28 protein-coding genes are annotated in these 25,597 nt (G+C 32.7%); 16 read left to right on the top strand and 12 right to left on the bottom strand.

All coding sequences use genetic code 11. The features are described 5' to 3' along the window. Position 1 precedes the first annotated feature (1 nt). On the bottom strand, positions 2-1,177 hold the full coding sequence (locus tag LOS86_RS04970; protein ID WP_231843522.1) for a M28 family peptidase: 1,176 nt from the start codon (positions 1,175-1,177) through the stop codon (positions 2-4). Positions 1,178-1,299: 122 nt separating this feature from the next. Here LOS86_RS04970 and uvrB point away from each other — a divergent pair, with 122 nt between their 5' ends. The 3 genes from uvrB to LOS86_RS04955 all read left to right on the top strand — a co-directional run bounded on the left by uvrB (position 1,300) and on the right by LOS86_RS04955 (position 4,848). Beyond that, entirely contained in the window at positions 1,300-3,288 is a 1,989-nt protein-coding gene (gene uvrB, locus LOS86_RS04965) for an excinuclease ABC subunit UvrB (protein WP_231843521.1), read from the top strand. Positions 3,289-3,416: 128 nt separating this feature from the next. Continuing rightward, positions 3,417-3,887: a DMP19 family protein gene (locus tag LOS86_RS04960; RefSeq protein WP_231843520.1), complete on the top strand. Its 471-nt coding sequence runs from the start codon at positions 3,417-3,419 to the stop codon at positions 3,885-3,887. A gap of 67 nt (positions 3,888-3,954) precedes the next feature. Beyond that, complete coding sequence (locus tag LOS86_RS04955; protein ID WP_231843519.1) at positions 3,955-4,848, top strand: DUF6252 domain-containing protein; 894 nt, start codon at positions 3,955-3,957, stop codon at positions 4,846-4,848. A gap of 25 nt (positions 4,849-4,873) precedes the next feature. Here LOS86_RS04955 and LOS86_RS04950 read toward each other — a convergent pair whose 3' ends face one another. Continuing rightward, on the bottom strand, positions 4,874-5,275 hold the full coding sequence (locus LOS86_RS04950; protein ID WP_231843518.1) for a TerB family tellurite resistance protein: 402 nt from the start codon (positions 5,273-5,275) through the stop codon (positions 4,874-4,876). Between the two features lie 40 nt (positions 5,276-5,315). Here LOS86_RS04950 and LOS86_RS04945 point away from each other — a divergent pair, with 40 nt between their 5' ends. The 5 genes from LOS86_RS04945 to LOS86_RS04925 all read left to right on the top strand — a co-directional run bounded on the left by LOS86_RS04945 (position 5,316) and on the right by LOS86_RS04925 (position 7,641). Next, positions 5,316-6,104 (top strand): alpha/beta hydrolase, encoded by a 789-nt coding sequence (locus tag LOS86_RS04945; protein WP_231843517.1) that lies wholly within the window; start codon positions 5,316-5,318, stop codon positions 6,102-6,104. A gap of 83 nt (positions 6,105-6,187) precedes the next feature. After that, entirely contained in the window at positions 6,188-6,622 is a 435-nt protein-coding gene (locus LOS86_RS04940) for a DUF1456 family protein (protein ID WP_231843516.1), read from the top strand. A 228-nt stretch (positions 6,623-6,850) separates the two neighbouring features. After that, positions 6,851-7,249, top strand: coding sequence for a DUF2178 domain-containing protein (locus LOS86_RS04935; protein WP_231843515.1), 399 nt, complete (start codon positions 6,851-6,853; stop codon positions 7,247-7,249). Further along, positions 7,242-7,460, top strand: coding sequence for a helix-turn-helix transcriptional regulator (locus LOS86_RS04930; RefSeq protein ID WP_231843514.1), 219 nt, complete (start codon positions 7,242-7,244; stop codon positions 7,458-7,460). Before LOS86_RS04935 ends, LOS86_RS04930 begins: the two co-directional genes overlap by 8 nt. Next, the gene (locus LOS86_RS04925; protein WP_231843513.1) at positions 7,453-7,641 is read left to right on the top strand and encodes a glycine zipper domain-containing protein; all 189 of its coding nucleotides are present in this window, start codon (positions 7,453-7,455) and stop codon (positions 7,639-7,641) included. Before LOS86_RS04930 ends, LOS86_RS04925 begins: the two co-directional genes overlap by 8 nt. Positions 7,642-7,697: 56 nt before the next feature. Here LOS86_RS04925 and LOS86_RS04920 read toward each other — a convergent pair whose 3' ends face one another. From LOS86_RS04920 to prfA, 4 genes are all read right to left on the bottom strand, one after another. After that, positions 7,698-8,480, bottom strand: coding sequence for an alpha/beta fold hydrolase (locus tag LOS86_RS04920; protein WP_231843512.1), 783 nt, complete (start codon positions 8,478-8,480; stop codon positions 7,698-7,700). Positions 8,481-8,538: 58 nt separating this feature from the next. After that, positions 8,539-9,339: an ABC transporter substrate-binding protein gene (locus LOS86_RS04915; RefSeq protein WP_231843511.1), complete on the bottom strand. Its 801-nt coding sequence runs from the start codon at positions 9,337-9,339 to the stop codon at positions 8,539-8,541. 25 nt (positions 9,340-9,364) lie between these two features. Further along, on the bottom strand, positions 9,365-10,198 hold the full coding sequence (pyrF, locus tag LOS86_RS04910; RefSeq protein WP_231843510.1) for an orotidine-5'-phosphate decarboxylase: 834 nt from the start codon (positions 10,196-10,198) through the stop codon (positions 9,365-9,367). A gap of 285 nt (positions 10,199-10,483) precedes the next feature. Continuing rightward, positions 10,484-11,557, bottom strand: coding sequence for a peptide chain release factor 1 (gene prfA, locus LOS86_RS04905; RefSeq protein ID WP_231843509.1), 1,074 nt, complete (start codon positions 11,555-11,557; stop codon positions 10,484-10,486). A gap of 187 nt (positions 11,558-11,744) precedes the next feature. On the opposite strand from prfA, the gene LOS86_RS04900 reads away from it, so the two are divergent. The 4 genes from LOS86_RS04900 (at position 11,745) to LOS86_RS04885 (ending at position 16,716) form a co-directional block, all read left to right on the top strand. Continuing rightward, complete coding sequence (locus LOS86_RS04900; protein WP_231843508.1) at positions 11,745-13,889, top strand: TonB-dependent siderophore receptor; 2,145 nt, start codon at positions 11,745-11,747, stop codon at positions 13,887-13,889. Between the two features lie 63 nt (positions 13,890-13,952). Continuing rightward, the gene (locus LOS86_RS04895) at positions 13,953-15,125 is read left to right on the top strand and encodes a PepSY-associated TM helix domain-containing protein (protein WP_231843507.1); all 1,173 of its coding nucleotides are present in this window, start codon (positions 13,953-13,955) and stop codon (positions 15,123-15,125) included. Between the two features lie 4 nt (positions 15,126-15,129). After that, the gene (locus tag LOS86_RS04890) at positions 15,130-15,477 is read left to right on the top strand and encodes a DUF6686 family protein (protein ID WP_231843506.1); all 348 of its coding nucleotides are present in this window, start codon (positions 15,130-15,132) and stop codon (positions 15,475-15,477) included. A 150-nt stretch (positions 15,478-15,627) separates the two neighbouring features. Continuing rightward, a complete protein-coding gene (locus tag LOS86_RS04885) occupies positions 15,628-16,716 on the top strand; it encodes a hypothetical protein (RefSeq protein WP_231843505.1) in 1,089 nt (362 codons plus the stop codon). A 176-nt stretch (positions 16,717-16,892) separates the two neighbouring features. Here LOS86_RS04885 and LOS86_RS04880 read toward each other — a convergent pair whose 3' ends face one another. From LOS86_RS04880 to LOS86_RS04870, 3 genes are read right to left on the bottom strand one after another with little or no spacing between them, the layout of a single operon-like run. Then, positions 16,893-18,359 carry an aminoacyl-histidine dipeptidase gene (locus LOS86_RS04880; RefSeq protein WP_231843504.1) on the bottom strand — a complete coding sequence of 489 codons (1,467 nt, stop codon included), beginning with the start codon at positions 18,357-18,359 and terminating at the stop codon, positions 16,893-16,895. A gap of 34 nt (positions 18,360-18,393) precedes the next feature. Continuing rightward, positions 18,394-18,726 carry a type II toxin-antitoxin system RelE/ParE family toxin gene (locus LOS86_RS04875; RefSeq protein ID WP_231843503.1) on the bottom strand — a complete coding sequence of 111 codons (333 nt, stop codon included), beginning with the start codon at positions 18,724-18,726 and terminating at the stop codon, positions 18,394-18,396. Beyond that, complete coding sequence (locus tag LOS86_RS04870) at positions 18,723-18,935, bottom strand: hypothetical protein (protein ID WP_231843502.1); 213 nt, start codon at positions 18,933-18,935, stop codon at positions 18,723-18,725. Before LOS86_RS04870 ends, LOS86_RS04875 begins: the two co-directional genes overlap by 4 nt. Positions 18,936-19,019: 84 nt before the next feature. Here LOS86_RS04870 and LOS86_RS04865 point away from each other — a divergent pair, with 84 nt between their 5' ends. Continuing rightward, positions 19,020-20,072, top strand: coding sequence for a DUF3810 domain-containing protein (locus LOS86_RS04865; RefSeq protein ID WP_231843501.1), 1,053 nt, complete (start codon positions 19,020-19,022; stop codon positions 20,070-20,072). A 348-nt stretch (positions 20,073-20,420) separates the two neighbouring features. On the opposite strand, the gene LOS86_RS04860 is transcribed toward LOS86_RS04865, so the two are convergent. Further along, on the bottom strand, positions 20,421-21,725 hold the full coding sequence (locus LOS86_RS04860; RefSeq protein WP_231843500.1) for an NAD(P)/FAD-dependent oxidoreductase: 1,305 nt from the start codon (positions 21,723-21,725) through the stop codon (positions 20,421-20,423). Positions 21,726-21,939: 214 nt separating this feature from the next. Here LOS86_RS04860 and LOS86_RS04855 point away from each other — a divergent pair, with 214 nt between their 5' ends. The 3 genes from LOS86_RS04855 to LOS86_RS04845 are packed head-to-tail and all read left to right on the top strand — an operon-like array spanning position 21,940 to position 23,933. Further along, a complete protein-coding gene (locus LOS86_RS04855) occupies positions 21,940-22,434 on the top strand; it encodes an RNA polymerase sigma factor (protein WP_231843499.1) in 495 nt (164 codons plus the stop codon). A 3-nt stretch (positions 22,435-22,437) separates the two neighbouring features. Further along, positions 22,438-23,079 carry a DUF8845 family protein gene (locus LOS86_RS04850; protein WP_231843498.1) on the top strand — a complete coding sequence of 214 codons (642 nt, stop codon included), beginning with the start codon at positions 22,438-22,440 and terminating at the stop codon, positions 23,077-23,079. After that, on the top strand, positions 23,079-23,933 hold the full coding sequence (locus LOS86_RS04845) for a TraB/GumN family protein (protein ID WP_231843497.1): 855 nt from the start codon (positions 23,079-23,081) through the stop codon (positions 23,931-23,933). The genes LOS86_RS04850 and LOS86_RS04845 overlap by 1 nt, the downstream gene beginning before the upstream one ends. A gap of 32 nt (positions 23,934-23,965) precedes the next feature. On the opposite strand, the gene LOS86_RS04840 is transcribed toward LOS86_RS04845, so the two are convergent. Both LOS86_RS04840 and LOS86_RS04835 read right to left on the bottom strand, forming a co-directional pair. Beyond that, on the bottom strand, positions 23,966-24,775 hold the full coding sequence (locus LOS86_RS04840) for a lysophospholipid acyltransferase family protein (protein ID WP_231843496.1): 810 nt from the start codon (positions 24,773-24,775) through the stop codon (positions 23,966-23,968). 115 nt (positions 24,776-24,890) lie between these two features. After that, a complete protein-coding gene (locus LOS86_RS04835) occupies positions 24,891-25,535 on the bottom strand; it encodes an NUDIX hydrolase (RefSeq protein WP_231843495.1) in 645 nt (214 codons plus the stop codon). Between the last annotated feature and the right edge of the window lie 62 nt (positions 25,536-25,597).

The following is a 25,597-nucleotide window of genomic DNA, read 5'->3' as shown; positions in this document are numbered from 1 at the left end:
TTTATTCGATTATTATTTTCTTACTCACCTGATTATTTCCAGAAGTAACCTTTACCAAATACATCCCTTTTGATAATTTAGGAAGATTAAATTTTTCAATAACTGAAGGATTTTCAATTGTAGCCGTATAAACTAACTTTCCATTTATATCCACAATCTTAACATCACTTTTTTGATTCGTTAATTTTCCAAAGTTAATATGCAAAATTTCTTTTGTTGGATTTGGGAAGAAACTCATCTCTAAATCATTATCAAACGAATTAGCCCCAAGCGTTGTAGATGCCACAGCAAAATGAAGTACCGCTCCTGTTGCCGCTTTTGCTACATTGAAATTATAAATTGGATCCATATTTACTAACAAATCTGAAGTAGAATGTGGATGAGTAGATTCATTTGTCTCGAAAAAACCAGTAATAACTTCATTATTATCTTCAAACGGCATATAATCAGAGGCATACGCATAAGATAAAACACCTGTTAATGGCGAATACAAACCAACACATGCAATTAATTGATTGGTAATCGTAGTTGAAGCTGCATTATTCGTACTTGGATTACCTGTGTCGCGCTCACACGTAATGGAATTGTTTGTCATTCCTGCTACACCACCCACTTCATCAATATTAAAAACTAATTTAATATCCATTTTGGGTGTTGTACCATTTACAATTGTATTTACATAATGTTGGCTTCCCAATAAACCATCTTCTTCACCACTAAAATTGATAAATTTAATAGAATATTCTGTTGGAATATTTTGTAATAAACGAGCAACTTCTAATATAGTGGCTACTCCACTTCCGTTGTCATTTGTTCCCGTTCCCGTTATAGAATCGTAATGTCCACAAACAATAACATATGTATTAGGGTAAACAGTACCTACTTTTGTTATAATTAAATTCTTACAAGTATAACCTGCATTTGTAAAGGTATCTTCTTGCAGTTGACCTGGTAAATATCCAAAACTTAAATATTTATTACGTAACCAATTATAGGTGTTTTCAAGAGCAACAGTTCCTCGCCTTTTGACTCCTAAAGCTTCGAACTCTGTTAAAGAAGTAGTAATATTAGTTTGAGATACCTGATTGACAATATTTCCATATTGTGGAACATAGGTTTGAGAAACAGATAAATTAGTAACAAATACTAATAAAAGTAATAGATGTTTAGCTTTCATGTAGGTTAGTTTTTTGGAGCGCTTTGGGAAACACTTATAACAAATATATAATTTATTCTTTTATGAACAAATCTTAGCTTAACTTTGCATCATTAAAAAAGTCATAAATTTTTCTTGCTTTAATGAAATTTCAAGTTGTTTCCGATTATAAACCTACGGGTGACCAACCTCAAGCTATTGAAAAACTTTCAAAAGGCATTTTTAATGGTGAAAAATACCAAACCTTGTTAGGAGTTACGGGTTCTGGAAAGACTTTTACGATCGCTAATGTAGTACAAGAAGTACAAAAACCTACATTAGTTTTAGCGCATAACAAAACCTTGGCTGCTCAATTATATTCGGAATTCAAGCAGTTTTTCCCTAATAACTCGGTACAGTACTTTGTTTCGTATTACGACTACTACCAACCCGAAGCTTTTATTCCCGTTACAGGAACTTATATTGAGAAAGATTTGTCTATTAATGACGAGCTAGAAAAACTGCGTTTAAGTACTACTTCTGCACTACTTTCGGGTCGAAGAGATATAATTGTAATTTCTTCTGTTTCCTGTTTGTATGGTATTGGAAATCCCGTTGAGTTTCAGAAAAATGTGATTAATCTAGAAGTTAATCAACAGATTTCGCGTACCAAATTATTACATCAACTCGTACAAAGTTTATATTCGAGAACAGAAGCGGATTTTGCACCTGGAAATTTTAGAATCAAAGGCGATATCGTAGAAATTTTCCCAAGTTATGGAGATGAACCGTTCCGAATTCACTTTTTTGGAGATGAAATTGAAGAAATTGAAGCTTTTGATGCTAAAACAGCTCAAGTGATAGAACGTTATGAAAAACTAACGATATATCCAGCCAATATGTTCGTGACTTCGCCTGATGTATTACAAAATGCGATTTGGGCTATCCAACAAGATTTAGTAAAACAAGTGGATTATTTCAAAGAAATTGGGAAACATTTAGAAGCTAAACGATTAGAAGAACGCACCAATTTTGACTTAGAGATGATTCGAGAACTTGGCTATTGCTCAGGAATCGAAAATTATTCGCGTTATTTAGATGGTCGGGAACCTGGAACTCGTCCTTTCTGTTTACTTGATTATTTTCCTGATGACTATTTGATGGTGGTCGATGAAAGTCACGTTACGATTTCCCAAGTACATGCCATGTATGGTGGCGATAGAAGTCGTAAAGAAAATTTAGTAGAATACGGTTTCCGATTACCAGCAGCTATGGACAATCGTCCGTTGAAATTTGAAGAATTTGAAGCGCTTCAAAATCAGGTCGTTTATGTTTCGGCAACTCCTGCAGATTACGAATTACAAAAATCGGAAGGAATTTATGTAGAGCAAGTGATTCGCCCAACCGGTTTGTTGGATCCTATTATCGAAATTCGACCAAGTGCCAACCAAATTGATGATTTAATTGAGGAAATTCAAGTAAGATGTGAAGCAGACGAACGTGTTCTGGTTACCACACTTACCAAAAGAATGGCGGAAGAATTAACGAAATATCTAACCAAAGTTGCCATTCGTTGTCGCTATATTCATTCCGATGTTGATACATTGGAACGGGTGGAAATCATGCAAGATTTGCGAAAAGGATTGTTTGATGTGTTGATTGGTGTGAACTTACTTCGTGAAGGATTAGACTTACCAGAAGTTTCATTAGTAGCCATTTTAGATGCCGATAAAGAAGGTTTCTTAAGAAGTCATCGTTCACTAACACAAACAGTGGGTCGTGCTGCTCGAAACGTAAATGGAAAAGCCATTATGTATGCGGATAAAATTACGGCTTCGATGCAAAAAACGATTGATGAAACTAATTATAGAAGAGAAAAACAAATACGCTACAATACCGAAAATAATTTACAACCAAAGGCGTTAAATAAGAGTCTGAATAACGCTTTAAGTGGCAATTCGGTTTCGACACACTATTACGAAGAGAAAATTTTAAAAGCTGCCGAACCCGAAAGCCAATATCTGAGCAAACCTGAAATCGAAAAGAAAATTCGCGACTTACGAAAAATGATGGAAAAAGCGGCAAAAGAATTAGATTTCATGCAAGCAGCCAAATTCAGAGATGAAATTCAAGCATTACAAGAGAAGTTGTAAGTTGGAAGATGGAAGTTGAAAGTTGGGAGATATTATCTTATCAGTTTGTCACGCTGTCAAGCGTCTCTTATTAAAGTAAATTTTGAATCAAAAAATAGATATTGTATAAATTAATTTAAACAAAACGAATGACTAAAATCAAAAACATTCTAAAATTAGAAGACGAAATCAAAATCATCGAAGCAATTGGTGAGATGATTTGGGAAAAGAAAGAAGAAACCGATGATTTTTCAGCATTAACCGATGGTGAAAAAGTATTCGTTTATGTAGATATTTTTGAAGGGGCTATGGGGGAAGGCGGATTTTCGTTTTTCTTCACTTCAGAAGCTGGAGATTTTGTAGAAGACATAATTATAGCGTATAAAGAAATCAAAGCTTTTACTACTGCGGAATTAATATCAAAAGCCTGGAGCTTGTTTCCTGCAAAAACCTATTCAACTGATGTGGAAATCAGAAGAAACTTCATCAAAAAAGCAGACGAAACTTTAATTGGTGCTTGGGAAGACTTAGACGAACAATTCTTTAGTGAAGAAGGTGAAGATATCGTTAGTTTAATTGTAGATTACATTAAAGCTAATGAAACTGAGTTTGGAGCTTAAAAAACTAAATTTGCAAGATAAATCTTAATATTTTACTTTTATACGATAAAAAATCACAAATAAAAAAATGAAAAAAATTATTTCTCTTATTGCATGTCTTGCAATATTAACTTCATGTTCAGATGACTCTTCAGATGACAGCTCTGCAACTTCAGGTTCAATAACAGCAACAATTGATGGTCAAAATTGGCGCTCAAATATTGCAATTGCTGCAGTTCAAACAGTAAATTTTAATGGACTTAATGGAAGTGTACTTCAAATTTTAGGAACAGCCTCAAATTCAAGCACATTAGCCATTAACATTCCATTACAAAATTTAGCAACAGGTACTTATACCTTTAGTGGATTTGACGCCGAAGGAAATTTAAGTTACAATACAATGGATGATTCTTATAGTTCAGATGAAACAGGTGGAACATTCACAATTACGATAAGTTCTTATAATAGTAGTAACGGAACAATTTCTGGAACTTTTAGCGGAACATTAATAGGATTTGATACACCAACCCAAATGACTCTAACTAATGGCTCCTTTAATAATATTTCAATTGTAAGCCAACAATTATTTAGTAATGGAAATATTTCATTAAAACTAAATAATGGTAATGTTTTCAACATGGATGCTGATAGTAGTGATAATTTATTTTTGATGATTCAGCAAGTTAATGAAGCTAATAAAATTGTAATTTATGGTAATAATACAAACTTGGGGGCAGATTTTGGAGTTTATTCAATAATGATTCCTAAAAATGCAACTGTAGGATCACATACTATTGACGGAAATAATTATGATGCTGGATTTAACAATAATTCCAATATTGACTATACCACAAACGGTGGAACAATAAACATAACCTCACATATAGGAAATACAATTGTTGGAACTTTTAATTTTACTGCAACAGGAAATTCTCAAACAATGACAATTTCACAAGGTAATTTTAGCATTACACACAATTAAAAAAAGGGATTAAAATAATCTTTATTTAATTATGCTGTTCCGTAAAAACAGCTAACAAAACATCTCCCTCGATCATTCGGTTTGGGGAGTTTTTCATTATATTTAATACACGTTTCATGGCATACGGATTCAATCCCATGTTAATGCCGATTTCGTTTATTTTAATTTGTTCCGCTTCGTGCAAAACACCATCACAATGCATTAATAAAGCCAAACGATAAAATTGACAAACACGATTGAATTCATCTTTAATCACGGCTACTTCTCCTCTAGTTTGAAATAATTTATGAAAAACTGATTTTTCAATTTCTAATTCCATAGCTACCATTTCCAAGAAATCATACTCACGATCGTGCAATTCTCCATCGATTAAAGCAAAAGCAATCATTTCTTGTAATAAATTAATTTTTTCTTGGTAACTGTCCATCTAAAGTGTATTTTTATAACATTGATATACCAAATATAAAATGAAAAAGCAGTTTTTCCAATTTTTGCCTCTTTTTTTATTAACATACTTTTATGGATTGTCTCAAGGGACAGTCACCTCTTTTACAATAGAAGCACCCCAATTGCAGACTTCTAAGAAGATTTGGTTGTATTTACCACAGGATTATGAAGCTTCAAAAAAGAAATATCCAGTAATTTACATGCACGATGCCCAAAATTTATTTGACGATAAAACGGCTTATGCTGGCGAATGGCATATTGATGAAACTTTAGATAGTTTAAAAGCGGAAGTGATTATAGTAGGAATTGAACACGGAAATGAAAAACGACTTGACGAATTAACTCCTTTTCCAAATGAAAAATACGGAGGTGGAAAAGCAGACACCTATTTGGATTTTATTGTCAACACGCTTAAACCTTATATTGATACGAAATACAGAACTAAAACAGGCAAAATGAATACTGCTATTGCGGGAAGTTCGCTTGGTGGCTTGGTTTCTTATTATGCGGTTTTGAAATATCCGAATGTATTTGGAAAAGCTGCCATTTTTTCGCCATCATTTTGGTTTACCAATGATATATACACTTTAACAGAAAACACTAAAAAACTAAAAACCAAATTGTATTTCCTCTGTGGCGATAGTGAAAGTGAAACCATGGTGGAAGAAATGAACAAAATGGTGAATTTGGTCAACGATAAAAGATGTTCGTGCATGCAATTAACCAAAAAGGTTATTGTAGCCGGCGGAAAACATAATGAAAAATTATGGAGTAATGCATTTGGAAAAGCGTACCTTTGGCTTTTTTAAAAGGTATTCGAGTTACGAGTTTCTGGTTGAAGAAAAGATTTTTAAAATTTCTCTAATCTGTGTTCCAAATAAATAAATGATATATGAATAACAACGATGTATTTAAGAAGTTACGCGTAGCACTTCAACTACGTGATGACCAAATTATAGAAATTTTAAATTTAGTGAATTTTAGAGTATCTAAAGGCGAACTAGGCAATATATTTAGAAGTGAAGACCATCCCAATTATATGGAATGTGGCGACCAATTATTGCGCAATTTCCTTAACGGATTGGTGATTTACTTGCGTGGTACTAAAGAAGATCCAAAAAATCCAAGAGAAGTTTTAGACCAAATTGCTAAAAACAAAACAACTACACCTAGAGAAACCAAAAAACCCGAAACCAAAAAGCCGTTCCAACCCAAAACAGCAGCGAATAAAAAGCCATTTGGACAAGGGAAACCTTCTACCAAAAAACAAAACCCTGAAAGCCCAGTTGAACGTTTTAAATTTAACTCAGGTAAGAATAAAAAGTAATTGAAATCCTCAAGAAATTGAGGATTTTTTTTGTTGAGTTTGAAATAGTAATTCATTAGTAAAATTAATTAAAGTTGAATATATTTTAGATTATATACAAGTTATGTGGCATTTTAAACGACAGTCAACGTAAAATATATGCACCTGAATTAAAAATTGTTGAAAAATATTTGCTAATATGTTATTTATTTCTAACTTTGTGTTAGAATTATTTAACTAAATTTTCTTATGAAAAGATCATTAATCGTTTTTATTGTTACTGGACTTGTTTTAATGACAACAGGTCTTTGGTTTTTCATATCTTTTGAAAATTTCAACAAAATGGATTTATTGCACATCGGTCTAATTACATTAATTGTTGGTTTTGCAGTCTTTGTTGGACTTAAAAGGTTAAGAAGCGAGAAACTTGGTGAGCCAATAGAAGATGAATTGTCAAAAAAAATTCTTCAAAAAACAGCTGCAATATCGTATTACATTTCTCTATACATCTGGGTATTTCTAATATTCCTCAAAGACAGAGTTGAATTTGAAACCGAAGAATTGCTTGGAACTGGTATTTTAGCAATGGCAGTGACATTTGTAATTGCTTGGCTCATACTTAATTTCAATGGAATAAAAAATGACTAATAGAATTAAAGAATTTCGAGCTCGTTATAATTTAACTCAAGACGAACTTGCAAAAAAAGTTAATGTTCGGAGAGAGACAATAGTATTTTTGGAGAAAAATAAATATAATCCATCACTTAAACTCGCTTACGACTTAGCACAAGTATTTTCTACAACAATTGAAGAGCTTTTCATTTTCAACAATATTAATAACGATAAAAAAAATGGATAACAAGATAAATAAAAAATTAACAATTGGTTTGTCGATAGGTCTTGCAATAGGTGCAATATTTGGGGTGATTATAGGAATAATGGAAAAAGACATTGCTCTTTGGTTATCTATTGGAATAGGTAGCGGAATGGCATTTGGTGTAGCAATTGGAAGTTTAATTAATGGTAAGAAAAAACAATAAAAACGCCTTATAACATGTGGTTTTGAAACTTCCCCATATATAGAGTAAAATAAACCCTACCTCCTCTTCAAATACCCAATCACCGTTTCGTTAAAAATTAAGGGTTGCTCTACATTTACTACGTGACCGCAGTTTTGAATGATGAAAAGTTCGGCGGTTTTTACATGATTAGCAACTACTTGCTTTACCGAAGGCAAAAACATATAATCTTCTTCGCCCATAACGTAAAGCGTTGGGATATTCAGTTCTTTTTGTCGAAACCAGCGTAAAACTGGGTTAATTTCGGCTGTAAGTTTGAACCATTTGATGAATTCTTTTTGGTATAATTTCTTGGCTTCGTTGATGAAAAGTAAGCGTGATTGTTTGTGGTTCTTTTTGGGCATAATCACAAAAGCAAAAAACTTATACAACACCAAATACGGCAACACATATTTAAACATATTTCCCAATCGCATTAAGACTTGCGAACGAAAATTCATTTTTAAAATCGCACCACCTAAAATCATGCTTTTCACACCTTCGGGATGCATTTCTGCTAATTGACGAATGACGATAGAACCTAAAGAAATCCCAACAAAATGAGAACTTTCAATTTTTAAAAAATTGATTACCTCAACAATATCTTCGGCAATGGCTTTGAATGTATATTTTTGTTTGAGTGCCGATTTTAATTGGTCTTTTGAATTCCCATGACCGCGCAAATCCAACAAAAGTACATTAAAATGCTTCTGAAAATCACGAATTTGCTTGAACCAAATAGAGGAACTTCCTCCTGCTCCATGAACAAAAGTCACCCATTCGGTGCTGGTTTCGTTTTTATAAATCGTATAGGAAATCAATCGTTTAAAATTTTATCAAATGTACTGTTTTTTAAACAACTACGCTGTTGAACAAATTTTAAATTTTAGCATGCAGTAATTTAAAGTAATCAAAGGCTTTTAATAAACGGCTGCCGTACCAAGAAAACATTTCGCCATCCACAAAAACGGTTTTAGCATGATGCGTGAATCGTCCAATTTCAAACGCATGTTCGTCTTTAAACGGAAATGGTTCAGAAGACAAAAAAACATAATCAGGATCGCCTTCTAAACGGATTTTCTTCAACTCGATTTCAGGATAACGCCCTTCTTTACTAGTATAAATATTCTCGAAATGATTTAATTTCAATAGTTCATTAATAAAAGTATGATTTCCCGCTACCATATGTGGATTGGCCCAAATAAAATAAGCCGCTTTCTTTACGGGTTTATCTTTGATAAAATGCTGAAAATCTTGGTAGGCAAAATTGATTTTATCGATCCATTTTCGAGCTTCTGTACGTTTATTGAAAAGTTGACCGAAATCGTGAATCATTTGTAAATTATCTTCAATTGTGAGAATATCAGTAACCCAAACGGGACAAATTTGTGATAATTCTTCTACGATTTCCTTAGTGTTTTCCTCTTTATTGCAAATGATAATATCGGGCTGTAGCGATTTTATTTTATCGAATTTGATGTTTTTTGTTCCACCAACAATCGTCTTCGTTGCTTTAAAATGAAACGGATGCACACAGAATTTAGTAATTCCAACAATGTTATCTTCCAAGCCCAAATCATATAACAATTCGGTTTGCGAAGGCACTAACGAAACAATTCGTAACGGAGTGGTTTCAAAAGTGTATTGGGTTCCTAATTGGTCAATTAATATTTGTTTCACGTTTCAAGTTATTTTAGTTTCCAAATTAAACTTGAAACTTGGAACTTGAAACCAAAATCCCCTCCATTTCTTGTTGCAATTTCAATGCTTCTTCCCTAGCCTTTTCAGCGAAATCTGTTCCGCTTGAAGCGTAAATAATACCTCTTGAAGAATTGATTAACAATCCAACGTTTTGGTTCATTCCGTATTTGCAAACTTCTGATAAACTTCCGCCTTGAGCACCAACTCCAGGAACTAATAAAAAACTATCAGGAACGATTTTTCTAATTTCAGTGAAATACTCCGCTTTGGTTGCGCCTACTACATACATTAAATTACGAGCATTTTTCCAAGATTTTGAGGTTTCTAAAACCACTTTGTATAATTCTTTTCCTTCCACATTCTGCGTTTGGAAATCAAAAGCACCTTCGTTTGAAGTTAACGCCAACATAATCGTGTGCTTATCCTCAAAAGCTAAGAAAGGTTCCACCGAATCTTTTCCCATATAAGGTGCCACCGTTACCGAATCAAAATTCAAATCATTAAAAAACGCTCTTGCATACATGGAAGAAGTATTCCCTATATCGCCACGTTTTGCATCGGCAATGGTAAAAATTTCTGGATGTTTCTCGTTGATATAATTGATGGTTTTTTCTAACGAATGCCAACCTTTGATGCCATAAGCTTCGTAAAAAGCAGTGTTTGGTTTATAAGAAACACATAAATCGTGAGTCGCATCGATAATGGCTTTATTGAATTCGAAAATGGGATCTTCGGTTTGCAGTAAATGTTGAGGAATTTTATTTAAATCGACATCCAAACCAATGCAAAGAAATGATTTTTTAGTTTGGATTTGGGAAATGAGTTGTTCAGTAGTCATTGTGTTGTTGTGTTATTTAAACGCAAAGTTACAAAGTTTTTTTAACCACAAAGACACGAAGAAGGCACTAAGTTCACTAAATTTTAATTGAACTACTAATTTTTGTTCCTAAAGTTGCCTTAATAGCCCCGATTGCACGAAAAGCTTGCGACCTAAGGAGCAACTTGTAGGGAAAGCGGGAACATGGATAACAAAAGCTAACCAACCAATCGCTCCAAAAAAAAATGCCAAACAAATTATTGTTCAGCATCTTTTCTCTATGTTCTTTGTTCTGTTTTCTTTCATTTAGAAAACTTCGCTTTCTTTTAATTTTTCGGTATTGGCTACTAATTGTAACTCATCGATGAATTTTTGGATTTTTCCACTCATTACACCGTCCATGTCAAAGATATCCATTCCAATTCGGTGATCCGTTACACGTCCTTGCGGATAATTGTACGTTCTAATCTTAGCGGAACGGTCACCCGAACTTACCTGAGAATTACGTTTTTTCGCATCTTCCTCTTGCTTTTTGGCCAATTCCATTTCGTACAAACGCGAACGTAAAACCGATAACGCTTTATCTTTATTTTTATGTTGCGATTTCTCGTCCTGACATTGCGCTACCAAACCTGTTGGAATGTGCGTCATACGAACAGCAGATTTCGTTGTATTTACGGATTGCCCTCCAGGACCAGACGAACAAAATAAGTCGATACGAACATCATTCATGTCGATTTGTACGTCAAACTCTTCTGCTTCTGGCAACACCATTACGGTTGCAGCCGAAGTATGAACACGTCCTTGAGTTTCTGTTTGTGGCACACGTTGTACGCGGTGTACTCCTGCTTCATATTTCAAAGTTCCGTAAACATCTTCACCAGTAACTTCAAAAATTACTTCTTTAAATCCTCCTGAAGTTCCTTCGTTCATATCTACTAAAGAAGTTCTCCATCCTTTCGATTCGCAATATTTTGTGTACATACGATACAAATCACCTGCAAAGATAGAAGCCTCATCACCACCAGTACCCGCACGGATTTCCACCATAACGTTTTTCGCGTCTTCTGGATCTTTAGGAATCAACATGAACTTAATTTCCTCTTCTAATTGAGGTAAACGCTCATTTGCTTCATCCAATTGCATTTTAGCCATTTCTACCATTTCAGCATCTGAACCATCGGCTATAATTTCCTTTGCTTCGTTGATATTTCCAACGATGTTAATGTACTCATCACGCTTATCAACTAGCTCTTTTAAGTCTTTGTATTCTTTATTTAATTGTACATAACGCTTTTGATCTGCAATAACGTCCGGCTGAATAATCAAATCGGATACTTCGTCAAAACGTTGTTTTACATATTGTAATCTCTCTAACATGGCTGTTATTTATTTTGGAGTGCAAAGTTACAACTTTAGTTGAAAGTTTAAAATTTTAAACGTTTAAAAGTTTTTAACCTGAAAACCAATGACTTAAAAATTTTATTTAAAATAAGTCTAAATAAATTTTGTATTACCATTTCAACTTTTTAGATTTGCATCGTTATTTTAATTAAATCTAAATAAAATGAATAAAATAGTATTATCAACGCTTTTGTTGTCATCGCTACTAGGATTTAGTCAAGAAAAAGCGGATTCAACAAAAGTTTTAAAAGAAGTTACCGTTGAAGGCACAAGAGAAAACAAGTACAAAAAAGAAAGTAGTACCACAGTTTCTAAAATGCCTTTGAAGGATATTGAAAATCCACAAGTGTACAATACCATTCCAGCCAATCTTTTGAAGGAACAAGTGGTTACGAATTTTAACGATGCACTTAAAAACGCAACTGGTGTAACTAGACTTTGGGAATCTACTGGTCGTAATGGTGATGGAGCAGAGTATTACTCCATGCGAGGTTTTTCAGTTCAGCCAACGATGACTAATGGTTTACCATCCTTAACCAATACAACAATCGACCCAATTAACATCGACAACATCGAAGTCATCAAAGGTCCATCAGGAACCTTATTTGGAAGTAGCGTGATTTCGTATGGTGGATTAATCAACGTCGTAACTAAAAAACCACATCAACAATTTGGTGGAGAAATTAGCTACAACAACGGAACCTATGGAAGCAATCGTGTTACAGCCGATGTAAATCTTCCTCTGAATGAAAAAGCTGCGGTTCGAATTAATTCAGCATACACAACTGAAGAATCATTCCAAGATGCAGGATTTTCGAATGCTTTCTTTTTAGCGCCGTCTTTAAAATATGAGGTTAATGATAAATTAACTTTCTTAGTAAACACCGAATTTTACAAAAATACCTCAGCAAAAGCGAGTATGATTTTCTTGAGTCGTTTCTCCCCTCTTTCATTTGATTCAATGGAATTATTTGATAGAAACTACAAGAGATCTTTTACTTCGAATGATTTGACTATGAACAACAATTCGTTCAACATGCAAATGCAAGCCTTGTATAAACTTTCGAACAATTGGACTTCGCAAACCGTTTTATCTAAAAGTTCGACTAAAACAAACGGTTACTATCAGTATTTATGGGATTCTGCTAATGGCGACGAATTCACAAGATTCATTTCTAAAGCTGATGGAACGTTTTACACAACAGACATCCAACAAAATTTCATTGGAGACTTCAAAATCGGAAACATGAGAAATCGTTTGGTTGCAGGATTGGATTATTACAATTCGAGATTGATTAATGGTGGTTCAGGTTGGGTTGCTAATGGAACTGTTTCTTTAGTAAATGGCACGGATACCGGAATTTTAACGCAAGCAGGAACAGACGCTCTGTTAACTGGAATTTTTGCAGGAAATACTGAAGCAACACAAGAAATTATGAGTGCTTATGTTTCAGATGTATTGAATATTACCAATAAATTATCGGTAATGGCAAGTTTACGTTTGGATTATTTTGATGGAAAAGCTTCGCAATGGGACGCTGAAGAAACCAAAGGTCAAGTAGCGATTTCTCCGAAGTTTGGTGCGGTATATCAAATTGTTGAAAACAAGGTTTCACTTTTTGGTAATTATATGAATGGTTTCCAAAATGTAGCTCCAACAACAGTTGCTGATATCGACGGAAGCAATCCAAGAACCAAAGAATTTGATCCAGAGCAAGCAAATCAGCTAGAAGTAGGTCTAAAAACAAGTTTGTATAAAGATATTATTTCAGCCTCGGTGAGTTATTATGACATTCGTGTGAAAGACCGCGTAATTACTGATCCAAACAACATCAACAACTCCATTCAAGGTGGTGAAGTAGAAAGCAAAGGTGTTGAAGTAAGCATCGTTGCCAATCCAATTAAAGGATTAAACGTTATTGCAGGCTTCAGTCATAATGATGCAGAAGTTACAAAAGAATCTCCTGGCGACGGATATTTAGGCTTACGCCCAGAAGAAGCTGGTCCAGAAACGTTAGTGAATTTTTGGGCAAATTATACGGTAACAGAAGGACAATTAAAAGGTTTCGGAATTGGTTTTGGTGGCAACTACGCTAGCGAATACAAAACTTTGAACAGAGCCAACACAGGAACTTTCGCCTTACCTGATTACACGGTTTTAAATTCAGCTTTATCGTATGACAACGACAAGTTTAACGTATCATTAAAATTGAATAATATGTTGAACGAAAAATATTATTCGGGTTGGTCAACGGTTACTCCACAACGTTTACGCAGCATTACCGCTGGTGTTACTTATAAATTTTAGTTTATTTTCTGTTTAGTTTAAAGTAAACTCCTCATTTCGGTGGGGAGTTTTTATCGTAATCACATGCAAAAATCAAGTTTCAAAAAAGGCATTCGAAAATTACATCTTTGGTTAGGTTTATCCACGGGTTTAATCGTTTTTATAATTTCGATTACGGGTGCGATTTATGTATTTCAGGAAGAAATCACCAATTATCTTCGAAAAGATGCCATTTATCATCACGAAGCAAATATTTCCAGCAAACAACCGCTTTCACTTAAAGTTTTAGAGCAAAAAGTAGATGCATTTACCAATGAAAAATATCCAATACACTGGGTAACGGTTCCAATCGATAAAAGCCGAAGCTACATTTTCTATTACTACGAAAGAAATCCAGAAGGCTGGAATTTTTACGAAGAATATGTGGTTTATAAATCGGTTTATGTGAATCCGTTTACGGGTGAAATTCGTGGTGTTTATGATGAAACGGCTGATTTTTTCAACATCATCAAATCGATTCACTTTAGTTTTATGCTGAAAACCGATTGGGGAACGTATGTTTGCGGAATTCCGACATTGATTTTTGTTTTCATGCTGATTTCAGGGATAATTTTGTGGTGGCCAAAAAACAAAAACGCCAAAAAACAACGCTTTGCTTTTAATTGGAAAAACGTAAAAAGTTGGAAACGCAAAAACTACGATTTGCATAACATTTTAGGATTTTATGTTTCGTCTTTAGCTTTTGTGGTTGCCTTTACGGGATTGTTTTATGCGTTTTTCTTCATTCAAGCGATTTTATACTTCGTATTTTCTGGTGGAAGCACTACGTATCCTGATTTTTCGCACATTCAAACCAAAGCACCTATCGAAATGCGAAACGTGCATACGTTAGATAAAATTGGTAAAAAAGTCGAAGAATTATATCCTGATGCATTTCAATACAGTTTGGATTATGGATACGAACATTTAGACGACCACGAACATCCGAATTATGATGTGTTTGTGAAACAACTCTCCTACTCGTATCATGTGAATCACAGTTTGATTTTTGATGAAAATTCAGGAGAATTGTTACACCAACATTCGCATCAAGACAAAAACTTGGGCGAAAAAGCAGTCGCTGCAAATTACGATATTCACATTGGTGCTATTTTCGGTATTTGGAGCAAGATTATAGCGTTGATAATTAGTCTAGTTTGTGCTTCATTACCGGTTACAGGATTCTTTATTTGGTGGGGAAAACGAAATAAAAAATAAAACTATGTGTTGCAATTATTCCATTTTAAAACAAACCCAAAATGGCATGCTGATTTTCTTGAAAGGTTGTGGCAATTACCAATTAACCTTCAACAACCTCAACTTTAGCCTTACCGAAGATGAATTAATTGGGTTTGCAAATTACCTAAAACGCATTGATATCGACTATTGGGAAAAGGAATACGAACACTCCATTTATAAAAAGAAAATCCCTATTCCTACATTACAAAGCAATTTCATTATTCTTATTAATCGATTAGAATTGTATGAATTACTCGTACTCCTCAACTTCGAAAACACAAACGAAATGTTAAGTTATAACGATTTGAAAAACGGAATATTTTGGAATTGAAAAATTTAGGTTCACAAAAGTGAGCCTTTTTTGTTGATAACTTAAATTGAGTTTGACTAAGGTTTTTGGTATTTTTGAAAAAATTGAGTTATTATGTCAAAAATCACATATTATTTAGGTGCTGGAGCAAGTTTTTTTGCTTGTCCAATTTTGGAAAAACAAGCAGAGATGATGATTAAACTTGCCAAATATGAATTACATAGCTATGCATATAGTGACATTTTTAATTTTAATATAGATTTTATACAATCAGAAAAATCACAACACTTAATTGATGATAACAGATATGAAATTTTATGGCATATTGGTTATTTTGGAAATAAAGCTCTTGAATATAATACTATTGACACATATGCACGTAAACTTTTCCTTAATAATGAATTTAATGAACTTAATTTATTAAAAATGAGTGTTAGTGTATTTTTTGATTTATGGGAAAATTTTTATGAAGAAAGATATATAAGTTTAGACGAAGAAAATGATTTTGTAATTCACAGAGATAATAAAACTAATCCTTTTTACTATAAAAAAATTGACAAAAGATACAAATCATTATTTTCAGTTTTATTAGAAAAAAAAGAAAATAATATTGAACTTAACTCAAATTTCAATTTCATCAGTTGGAATTATGATTTACAACTTGAAGAAACTTTTAAATTATTTCTTGGTAATAAATATGATAAAAATTTTGAATCGATTAACAAAATTTTAAAATTCAAATCAACCAATGAAATTAACAATATTTTCCATTTAAATGGTTATAGAGGATTTTATAGTCATAAAACAAATATAGATATTGAAATTAAAAACAGTAATGATTTTGAAACATACTGGCAAAGTATTGACTTTTTGTATTCTGACACGAATAGAGGAAATATAAATTTTAATAATCATATAAAATATGCTTGGGAGCACAAATTTGAAGACAAATTTCTTCAAAATGTTGCCGAAGTAATGAAAAGAACAGAAGTGTTAATAATCATTGGCTATTCATTTCCAGCTTTTAACAGGCAAATTGATCAATTTTTATTTTCACATTTACATCCAAATAAGGTAAAAAAAATAATATATCAAGATCCTAATGGTACATCTGAACTTATTGAAAATCTATTTAGCTATCCTGCTTACTTTGAAAGTAAAATAGAAATATTAAATAATTTCAAAGACCTTAATCAATTTTATATTCCTACAGAATTTTTTAATACTAACTGGGGTAAAAAAGATGTTTATATATATTAAAAACTTCTATATAGGTATATGTAATAAGCTAACATACCAAAGCTTATAGCGCGAGCGTCTCGCTCATGAACATAAAGTAAGACTAATAAATAATGGTCACGAGCAAGAGGCTCGCGTCAGCACAAAAAAATCCCGAGCTAGCTCGGGATTTTCTCTTTATTCTATTTTCTATTCTCTTATTTCTTCTCTGGAATATTCTCTAAAATTTCCAAAACAAACTTCCAAAATTTCTGAGACGATTTAATGGATGCTCTTTCATCTGGGCTGTGTGCGCCGTGAATTGTTGGTCCAAAAGAAATCATATCCATGTTTGGATAATTCGTTCCTAAAATTCCACATTCTAATCCAGCGTGACAAGCTACTACATTTGGTTTAGCACCGTTTTGTTTTTCGTAAATAGACGTTAATACATCTAAAATTTCTGATTTTACATTTGGTGTCCAGCCTGGGTAACTTCCTCCTAATTCAACTTCGCAACCAAACAATTCGTAAGCCGAACGCAACGCATTCGCTAAATCAAATTTAGAACTCTCCACAGACGAACGCGTTAAATTCTGAATTGAAATTTCGCCGTCTTTTACAATTACTCTGGCAATATTATTCGATGTTTCTACTAAATCAGCCATATCAGCCGACATTCTGTAAACGCCGTTGTGTGCAGCATAAATTGCTCGTAGCAAACCTTCTTGCACGCCTAAATCCATAACTTTTGCTGGAGTGGAATCGCTTTTAACAATTTCAATCGTTAAATTCGGCTCCATTGTTTTGAACTCGGCTTTGATTTCGTTGATGATTTCTTGCATATCAAAAACAAAAGCTTCGTCATAAATCGCTGCGATAATTACTTTAGCAACACTTTCTCTTGGAATCGCATTACGCAAACTTCCTCCAGAAATTTCAGAAATCTGTAAACCAAAATTCTCAAATCCGTCAAATAACAAACGGTTCATGATTTTGTTCGCATTTCCTAATCCTTTATGAATATCCATTCCCGAGTGACCGCCTTTTAAGCCTTTCACTGTAATAGTATAACCCACCGAACCTTCAGGAGTTTCCTCCTCGTTGTAAGTTCTAGTAGCTGTTACATCTACTCCACCAGCACATCCTATATCAATTTCATCGTCTTCTTCGGTATCTAAATTCAATAAAATTTCTCCGTCTAACATGCCACCTTGCAAGCCCATTGCTCCTGTCATCCCCGTTTCTTCATCAATCGTAAACAAAGCTTCAATTGCTGGATGTGGAATATCAGTACTTTCTAAAATCGCCATAATGGTTGCCACTCCTAACCCGTTATCAGCTCCAAGCGTAGTTCCTTTTGCACGAACCCAGTCACCATCGACATACATTTCAATTCCTTGTGTATCGAAATCGAAATTCGTGTCATTGTTTTTTTGGTGAACCATATCCAAATGCGATTGCATTACAATGGTTTTGCGGTTTTCCATACCTGGAGTCGCAGGTTTTTTGATAATTACATTCCCAACATGATCTTTTACTGTAGGTAATCCTAATTTTTGTCCGAATTCCATCATGAACGCAATAACACGCTCTTCTTTCTTAGACGGACGTGGTACGGCATTCAAATCGGCAAATTTGTTCCAAAGTGCTTTTGGCTCTAAATTTCTTATTTCTTGGCTCATTGTTTTGTTTCAGGTTTAAAGTTTCAAGTTTGTGTTAAATATTACACAGTACAAATATAGTCAGAGTTTTAAAATTATTTGGGATATTTAGTTGTATTCTGCGAAGTGTTGAAAACAGATAAAACATAAATTGTTTCTCTTTTTCATCAATGAAATAAAGAATAATGTAAGGAAAAATTTTAACGGGTAATCCGTGATAATCTTTATATCGAATTTGAAAAAACGGATTCTTTGCAATTAATTCAATATATTCTTCAACAATCTGAAAGAAATAAGCTCCTAAATCTTCTCTCTTTGATTCATAATATTCAACCGCTTCTTGAATATCAGCAATTGCTCGAGGTTCAATTACAATTTTATAACTCATTTCTTAGTTTTCAAACGAATTTGCTTTTTCGCCTCTTCCCAAGGAACAAAATTTTCCTTTCTTGAGGTCGCTCTTCTTTCATCTAAAACTACTTTCATTTCTTCAGAAACATTGACGTCATTAATTACAGTTTCGTAATTAAATTTTTCAATCAATTTCATAAAGAAAGTCAATTCGTTATCTGGAATATTTAAAGTTATTTTTGTCATTATTCCTCATTTAAATAACAAATTTACAAAAAAAGAAATGTGCGATTCTATATTATTAGTTAATTTTATAGCAAATATAAATGCGTGAAAAGAAAATTCATCCTTCCTATATTCTTACTTATCCAAATCATCGTGGTGAAAACGATTGGTTTATTTCCTGATTTTGTTGAAAATTGGTACAGCAAAGGTTTTTATCCGAAATTAGCTTTTGTATCGAGAAAAGCATTAGGTTGGTTACCGTTTTCGTTTGGTGATATCATCTATTTCATACTGATTTTGCTTTTATTCCGATGGATTTGGAAACATCGAATTGGCTTTTTCAAAGAATGGAAAAATAACGGATTGGCGATATTGTGTTGGGTTTCGGTGTTTTATTTTTTCTTTCATTTTCTTTGGGGAATGAACTATTACCGAATTCCATTACATGAAAAATTGCAGATTGAAAAAGAATATTCGAAACAACAATTGGTAGCTTTTATTGAAAAAATGTTGGTAAAAACCAATGCACTACAATTGCAAATCACTAAAAATGATTCGGTAGCCGTTGTGATTCCGTATTCCCATGATGAAATTTATGATTTTGCTTTGAAAGGTTATGAAAATATCCCAAACGATTTACAAGAGTTCCGTTACGAAGTAAAAAGCATTAAATCATCGTTATTTAGTTATCCATTAAGTTATATGGGATTTGGTGGTTATTTGAATCCGTTTACCAATGAAGCGCAAGTCAATTATTTAAAGCCAAAATACACTTCACCTTTAACCACTTGCCACGAAATGGCGCATCAAACGGGAATTGGCAGCGAAAGTGAATGCAATTTTATCGGATTTGTAACTGCTTCTAATAATAAGGATTTGTATTTCCAATATTCGGCTTACAGTTTTGCGTTGCGCTATGCGTTGCACAATTTGGACATGATACAAGAAGGAAGTTCTGAACCGTATTTGAAAAAAATCAACAAAGGCGTTTTGAAAAACTTTGAAGAAAACGAAATCTTTTGGAAAGAATACCAAACACCAATCAATACGTTTTTCGAATATTTCTACGACAATTTCCTAAAAGCCAACCAACAAAAAGACGGCATGGAAGGGTATAATAAATTTGTGGGATTGGCGATTGGGTATGGGGAAATTTAGTTCTTGGATTTTACTCTTAAAATTATATTATCAATGTTTTCGTTGAAATAAACTAACAGTGCAATAATTATGTGATAGATTCCAAATAAAATGTTTATAATAGAATTATCCATCATTAAATATTGAAGGCAAACTATTATATGATAGAACGTAAATAAATAAAGAATAGCTTTAATATTTGATTTTAATAAAACAAATAAGAATAAAATTTGAATAAGAAACCTAATTGTACTTAGAGCAATTCTATCGCTTCCAATTTTGTTATAAACTAAGAAAGCAACAATTGATTCAAATAAAAAAACTAATAAAATTGATATATATAAAGTTGGTTTTGCTTTCATAATTTATTTACACTTCATCACTCGTAAAACTAACTTGATTTCTCTTTTTATACGGACGCATAATCAATCGTGCTTCTCTATCGAAGCGGATGTAATTGTAAACCCAATTCAAGAATACGACCGCTTTATTTTTGAATCCGATTAACGAAAACAAATGCACAAACATCCAAACAAACCATGCAAAAACGCCACTAAATTTGAATTTTGGTAAATCGACAACGGCTTTGTTTCTTCCTATGGTTGCCATTGAACCTTTGTCTTTATATTCAAATGGTTTTGGTTCTTTTTTATTGATGATTTTAATTAGATTTTCGGCTAATAACCTTCCTTGTTGCATGGCAGGTTGTGCCATCATGGGATGTCCTTGTGGATATTCTTCTGAAGACATTACGGCAATATCGCCAATTGCAAAGAGATTGTCATAACCTTCTACTTGATTATATTGGTTTACCTTGATACGGTTTGCATTTTTGATAAAACTATCAGCTTTTAATCCATGAGGCAAAGCGCCTTGTACACCAGCTGTCCAAATCACCGTTGCAGAATCAAAAGATAAATCAGAACTAGTGGTAACGGTTTTTCCATCGTAACCTGTTACACGAACGTTTTTCCATACGCTAACTCCTAAATCCAACAAGAATTTTTCCGCTTTTTCAGAAGCATTTTCGCTCATTGAATCTAAAATACGATTGCTTCCTTGAATGAGATTGATTTCCATTTTTCGAACATCTAAATCGGGATAATCTTTTGGGAGAATTGCTTTTTTCATTTCGGCTAAAGCTCCTGCTAGCTCTACTCCTGTTGGACCGCCACCTACTAAAACAAAATTCATCAAACTATGACGTTCGTCGATATCATTGGTAAGTAAAGCTTGTTCAAAATTCTCTAAAATTAAACTTCGAATATTCAACGATTGTGGAATAGTTTTCATCGCCATACTATTTCGCTCGATTTCTTTATTTCCAAAATAATTGGTTTTCGAACCTGTAGCAATGACTAAATAGTCAAATTTCAATTCGCCAATATCGGAGTAAATGGTATTGTTTTCTGCATCAATATCACGAACTTCTGCCAATCGGAAATAAAAATCTTTATATTCCTGAACAATTTTCCGAATTGGATACGCAATTGAGTCGGGTTCTAAACCGCCCGTTGCCACTTGATACATTAAAGGTTGGAAATTATGATAATTGTGTTTATCTAATAAAACAACTTGTACATTTTTATTGCGAAGCTTTTTTGCTAATGATATTCCTGCAAAACCACCACCTATGATGACAATTCTTGGAAAACTACTACGAGGGATGTTCATTGTTATATATCTAGTGTTTCAAAGGTAAGAAATTTCAAGTTCAAGTTCAATCTCAAGAACAAAAGTCAACACATATTTAACTTAATTTTAATTTTTTTAATTGCACTTGATTTTTAAACTTGTCTTTGCACTTGATTTTTGAATTTGTCCTTGTACTTGTATTTGATTTTCGGTAAACTTGTAACAAATTAGTGCAAATCACTACTTATAAAACATGAAATCAGAATCGGAAGCACTTTTCGTAAAACAACTCAAAGAGAATCAGAATATAATCCACAAAATTTGTAGATTATATACTACTGATGAGGATGCGCATAACGATTTGTTTCAGGAAATTACAATTCAGCTTTGGAAAGCATTTCCTAATTTCAGAGGAGATTCTAAATTTACTACTTGGGCCTATCGCGTAGGTTTAAACACTGCTATTACTTTATATAGAAAAAAGAAAAAAAGTATTGATACTATTGAGTTTGACAGTACTTTTCATAAAGTAACGCAAGACGAATACAATTTTGAAGAAGAGGAAAAATTAAAACTTTTATACAGTGCAATTAGTGAACTTAATGACATTGAAAAAGCACTCGTTTTCTTGTATTTAGAGGATAAAGATTACACAGAAATTTCGGAAACATTAGGAATTAGCGAGGTGAATGCACGAGTAAAAATGAATCGTGTAAAAGGAAAATTAAAAAAAATATTAAATCCGTAATTTATGGATGAATTAGAATTATTAAAGAAAGATTGGAAAAAACAAGAAGGTTCTTTCCAACAAATAGGTGAAAAGGAAATTTATGGTATGCTACACAAAGGTTCGTCTTCTATTGTGAAGTGGATTGTTGTGATTAGTATTCTAGAACTTATTTTATGGTCTTCCATTTCATTGTTTACTGCAGATGAAGATTATTTTAAATTATTAAAAATATATCATCTTGACACTGCCATACCTGTGATAGCTGTTATAAATTATGGAGTGATTTTATATTTTATATATTTATTTTATAAAAACTATAAAACTATTAATGCTACTGACACAGTTAAACAATTAATGAAAAGCATTTTAAAAACCCGTAAAACTGTAAAACATTATGTATGGTATAACTTAGCGATGACTGCTTTATCATTCATAATTGTTTTTGTTTTTCAATTTTTATATGACCCGAACATAACAAAAATGATTGAAAAAATATCTCAAAACATGGACCCAAATATTTTTTATTGTATCATGTTTGTAATATATGCAATTATCATTGCTTTATTTGTTGGGCTATTTTGGCTGTTCTATAAGGTTTTGTATGGAATTTTAATGAAACGCCTTCAAAAGAATTATGATGAACTTAAAAAAATAGATTACTAATGAAAAAAATTTTTATTTCCCTATTAACATTAATTACAGGATTATCCTTTTCACAAGAATTAGAAAAAAGTTTGTTGTGGAAAATTTCAGGAAATGGATTAAAGCAAGATTCGTATTTATTTGGTACCATTCACATTACATGCGATCCTACTTTAGATGAAAATACCTTAAATGCACTTAATCAAACAGAACAATTGTATTTAGAGCTTGATATGGACGACAAATCCATGCAAATGCAAATGATGAAATTTATGATGATGAAAGATGGTGTTAAATTATCAACACTTTTAAACGCTGAAGATTTCAAAATTGTAGACGAATTCTTGAAAAAGAACATGAATATGTCGGCTAAAATGTTTGATAGCTTTAAACCCTTTGTGATTACGACTATGTTGTATCCAAAAATGATTGATTGTCCTTTTCAATCAGTGGAAAGCGAATTAATGAAAGTAACTAAGGTACAAAACGAAGAAATTTTTGGTTTAGAAAGTGTTGAAGATCAAATGAAAGTATTTGATAATATTCCGTACCAAGTTCAAGCAGACGAATTGCTTAAAATGGCCAAAGGTGATTTAACCAAAGACAAAGAAGAAATGGCTAAAATGATGACCATTTATCAAAACAAAGACATTGAAGGCATGCTTAAAATGATGGATGATTCTGACAACAAAATTACTTCTGAAAATCAAGAGGCACTTTTGAATAATCGAAATAGAAATTGGATTCCTTTAATGGCGAAAATTATGAGTGAAAAACCAACATTCTTTGGTGTAGGCGCAGGTCATTTAGCCGGTGAAAATGGAGTAATTAAACTGCTGAGAAAAAAAGGATATACGGTAGAGGCCGTAAAATAATCAAAAAAGGTTCTGATTTTCAGAACCTTTTTTTAATATCTCCATTTTCTTTCTATATCTAATTTTGCTTGTTCTTCAAGAACTTCAGCAGGAATTACCTTTAATAAAGAAGGATGCTGTTCAATTGCAAATTCTATTTTTTCTACTAAGCCTTCCACTGTTTCGTTTTCATAATCAATTTCTAATGGTGGTTTAATTTCCATACTTTGTAAAATGCCTTTCTTTTTTATAAACAGCCCTTTTCGATCAAAAGAACGTCTAAAACCATCAATAACAATTGGAACAACTATAGGTTTATGTTGCAAAATAATGTGAGCAGTACCTTTTCTAACTGGTTTAAATGAACGAGTAGTACCTTGAGGAAAAGTAATAACCCAACCATCTTCTAAAGCAATTTTAATGTTTTCAGTATCGTTTGGATTTACTTCTTTTTTTTCTGTAACATCTTTTCCTTTAGCACGCCATGTTCGTTCTACAGTAATTGCTCCTGCATAAGCTAAAATTCTTGGTAATAATCCTTCGTGCATGGTTTCTTTAGCAGCCACATAATACATATTAAGCTTAGGATTCCACAAATATCCTACATTTTTAATGTTATTTTCTCTTCCTTTAAGTGCTGCATTAAATACATGAAACATAGCTACCACATCAGCAAAATAGGTTTGATGATTCGATATAAATAAGACATTGGAGTCGGGTAAATTTCTGATAATTTCAGAACCTTCAATATGCAATCGATTAAAACCTCTGTAACGTTTGTGTGTCAACGATCCAGCAATTCTAATCAACCATTTTTTTAAAAATAATATATGTCCGAAAGGATTTCTTTTAAACAAACCCATAATTATCATCTTTTTTTACAAAACAAGAAAGCAAAAGTAGTAAAATAGGTGGCTTTTTAAAGAAAAAAATCGCAAAATTGAAATTATGAATTTCATTTTTAAACTAATACAAGACTTATTTATTTAAAACCGCTTTAATTGTTTCTTTTAATTCACTCATCATCATTGCAGTTGCACCCCAAACTACATATTTATCAACCATAAAGGCAGGGACCTCAATATCAGTCGCATACGAAGTTGACATTGTAACTTTAGTTATTGTATTTTCATCTAAAAAATCGGCAATTGAAAATTCTAAAACACGCTTAACTTCATCTAAATCGGGAACAAAAGACAATTCTTCTTTAGAAATTCCCATAAAAGGAGCTACTAAAAAATTACTCGGAGGAATATAAATCTCGCTAAATGGCTTAATAATTTGAATTTTATTGGGATGTATTCCTATTTCTTCATGCGTTTCTCTGAGCGCAGTTTCTTCTAAGTTAGCATCCTCTTCTTCCACTTTTCCACCTGGAAACCCAATTTGAGATGAGTGAACACCTGGATAAGAATTTCGAACTATTAAAGCCAAATGTGTTATTTTATTTTTTGGATAAAACAACATCAATACAGCAGCTCTCCTAGGATTTTTATCTAAATAATTCTCTTCTTTTAAAAAGGAAATACGCTCTAAAGGTGCCATTTTTGCATGTGCATCAGTAGAAAGAAGTGTTTCTTTTTCTATCTTTGGAATATATTTTACAAAATCATTAAATAACATACTGTTTGAATTTTTGCAACTTTAAAGGTAGCTTTTTTTTTCAAACAAACTATAATTTCAAA

The organism is Flavobacterium cyclinae (assembly GCF_021172145.1).
GTDB classification, from domain to species: Bacteria; Bacteroidota; Bacteroidia; order Flavobacteriales; family Flavobacteriaceae; genus Flavobacterium; species Flavobacterium cyclinae.
The sequence above is the reverse complement of the archived record's forward strand: the minus strand, read 5'-3'. Positions and strand labels throughout refer to the sequence as shown.

Bases quoted from the DNA above. Each gene is read 5' to 3' on its own strand.
- LOS86_RS04970 (WP_231843522.1), bottom strand. From the start codon at position 1,177: ATGAAAGCTAAACATCTATTACTTTTATTAGTATTTGTTACTAATTTA.
- uvrB (WP_231843521.1), top strand. From the start codon at position 1,300: ATGAAATTTCAAGTTGTTTCCGATTATAAACCTACGGGTGACCAACCT.
- LOS86_RS04960 (WP_231843520.1), top strand. From the start codon at position 3,417: ATGACTAAAATCAAAAACATTCTAAAATTAGAAGACGAAATCAAAATC.
- LOS86_RS04955 (WP_231843519.1), top strand. From the start codon at position 3,955: ATGAAAAAAATTATTTCTCTTATTGCATGTCTTGCAATATTAACTTCA.
- LOS86_RS04950 (WP_231843518.1), bottom strand. From the start codon at position 5,275: ATGGACAGTTACCAAGAAAAAATTAATTTATTACAAGAAATGATTGCT.
- LOS86_RS04945 (WP_231843517.1), top strand. From the start codon at position 5,316: ATGAAAAAGCAGTTTTTCCAATTTTTGCCTCTTTTTTTATTAACATAC.
- LOS86_RS04940 (WP_231843516.1), top strand. From the start codon at position 6,188: ATGAATAACAACGATGTATTTAAGAAGTTACGCGTAGCACTTCAACTA.
- LOS86_RS04935 (WP_231843515.1), top strand. From the start codon at position 6,851: ATGAAAAGATCATTAATCGTTTTTATTGTTACTGGACTTGTTTTAATG.
- LOS86_RS04930 (WP_231843514.1), top strand. From the start codon at position 7,242: ATGACTAATAGAATTAAAGAATTTCGAGCTCGTTATAATTTAACTCAA.
- LOS86_RS04925 (WP_231843513.1), top strand. From the start codon at position 7,453: ATGGATAACAAGATAAATAAAAAATTAACAATTGGTTTGTCGATAGGT.
- pyrF (WP_231843510.1), bottom strand. From the start codon at position 10,198: ATGACTACTGAACAACTCATTTCCCAAATCCAAACTAAAAAATCATTT.
- prfA (WP_231843509.1), bottom strand. From the start codon at position 11,557: ATGTTAGAGAGATTACAATATGTAAAACAACGTTTTGACGAAGTATCC.
- LOS86_RS04900 (WP_231843508.1), top strand. From the start codon at position 11,745: ATGAATAAAATAGTATTATCAACGCTTTTGTTGTCATCGCTACTAGGA.
- LOS86_RS04895 (WP_231843507.1), top strand. From the start codon at position 13,953: ATGCAAAAATCAAGTTTCAAAAAAGGCATTCGAAAATTACATCTTTGG.
- LOS86_RS04890 (WP_231843506.1), top strand. From the start codon at position 15,130: ATGTGTTGCAATTATTCCATTTTAAAACAAACCCAAAATGGCATGCTG.
- LOS86_RS04880 (WP_231843504.1), bottom strand. From the start codon at position 18,359: ATGAGCCAAGAAATAAGAAATTTAGAGCCAAAAGCACTTTGGAACAAA.
- LOS86_RS04875 (WP_231843503.1), bottom strand. From the start codon at position 18,726: ATGAGTTATAAAATTGTAATTGAACCTCGAGCAATTGCTGATATTCAA.
- LOS86_RS04870 (WP_231843502.1), bottom strand. From the start codon at position 18,935: ATGACAAAAATAACTTTAAATATTCCAGATAACGAATTGACTTTCTTT.
- LOS86_RS04860 (WP_231843500.1), bottom strand. From the start codon at position 21,725: ATGAACATCCCTCGTAGTAGTTTTCCAAGAATTGTCATCATAGGTGGT.
- LOS86_RS04855 (WP_231843499.1), top strand. From the start codon at position 21,940: ATGAAATCAGAATCGGAAGCACTTTTCGTAAAACAACTCAAAGAGAAT.
- LOS86_RS04850 (WP_231843498.1), top strand. From the start codon at position 22,438: ATGGATGAATTAGAATTATTAAAGAAAGATTGGAAAAAACAAGAAGGT.
- LOS86_RS04845 (WP_231843497.1), top strand. From the start codon at position 23,079: ATGAAAAAAATTTTTATTTCCCTATTAACATTAATTACAGGATTATCC.
- LOS86_RS04840 (WP_231843496.1), bottom strand. From the start codon at position 24,775: ATGGGTTTGTTTAAAAGAAATCCTTTCGGACATATATTATTTTTAAAA.
- LOS86_RS04835 (WP_231843495.1), bottom strand. From the start codon at position 25,535: ATGTTATTTAATGATTTTGTAAAATATATTCCAAAGATAGAAAAAGAA.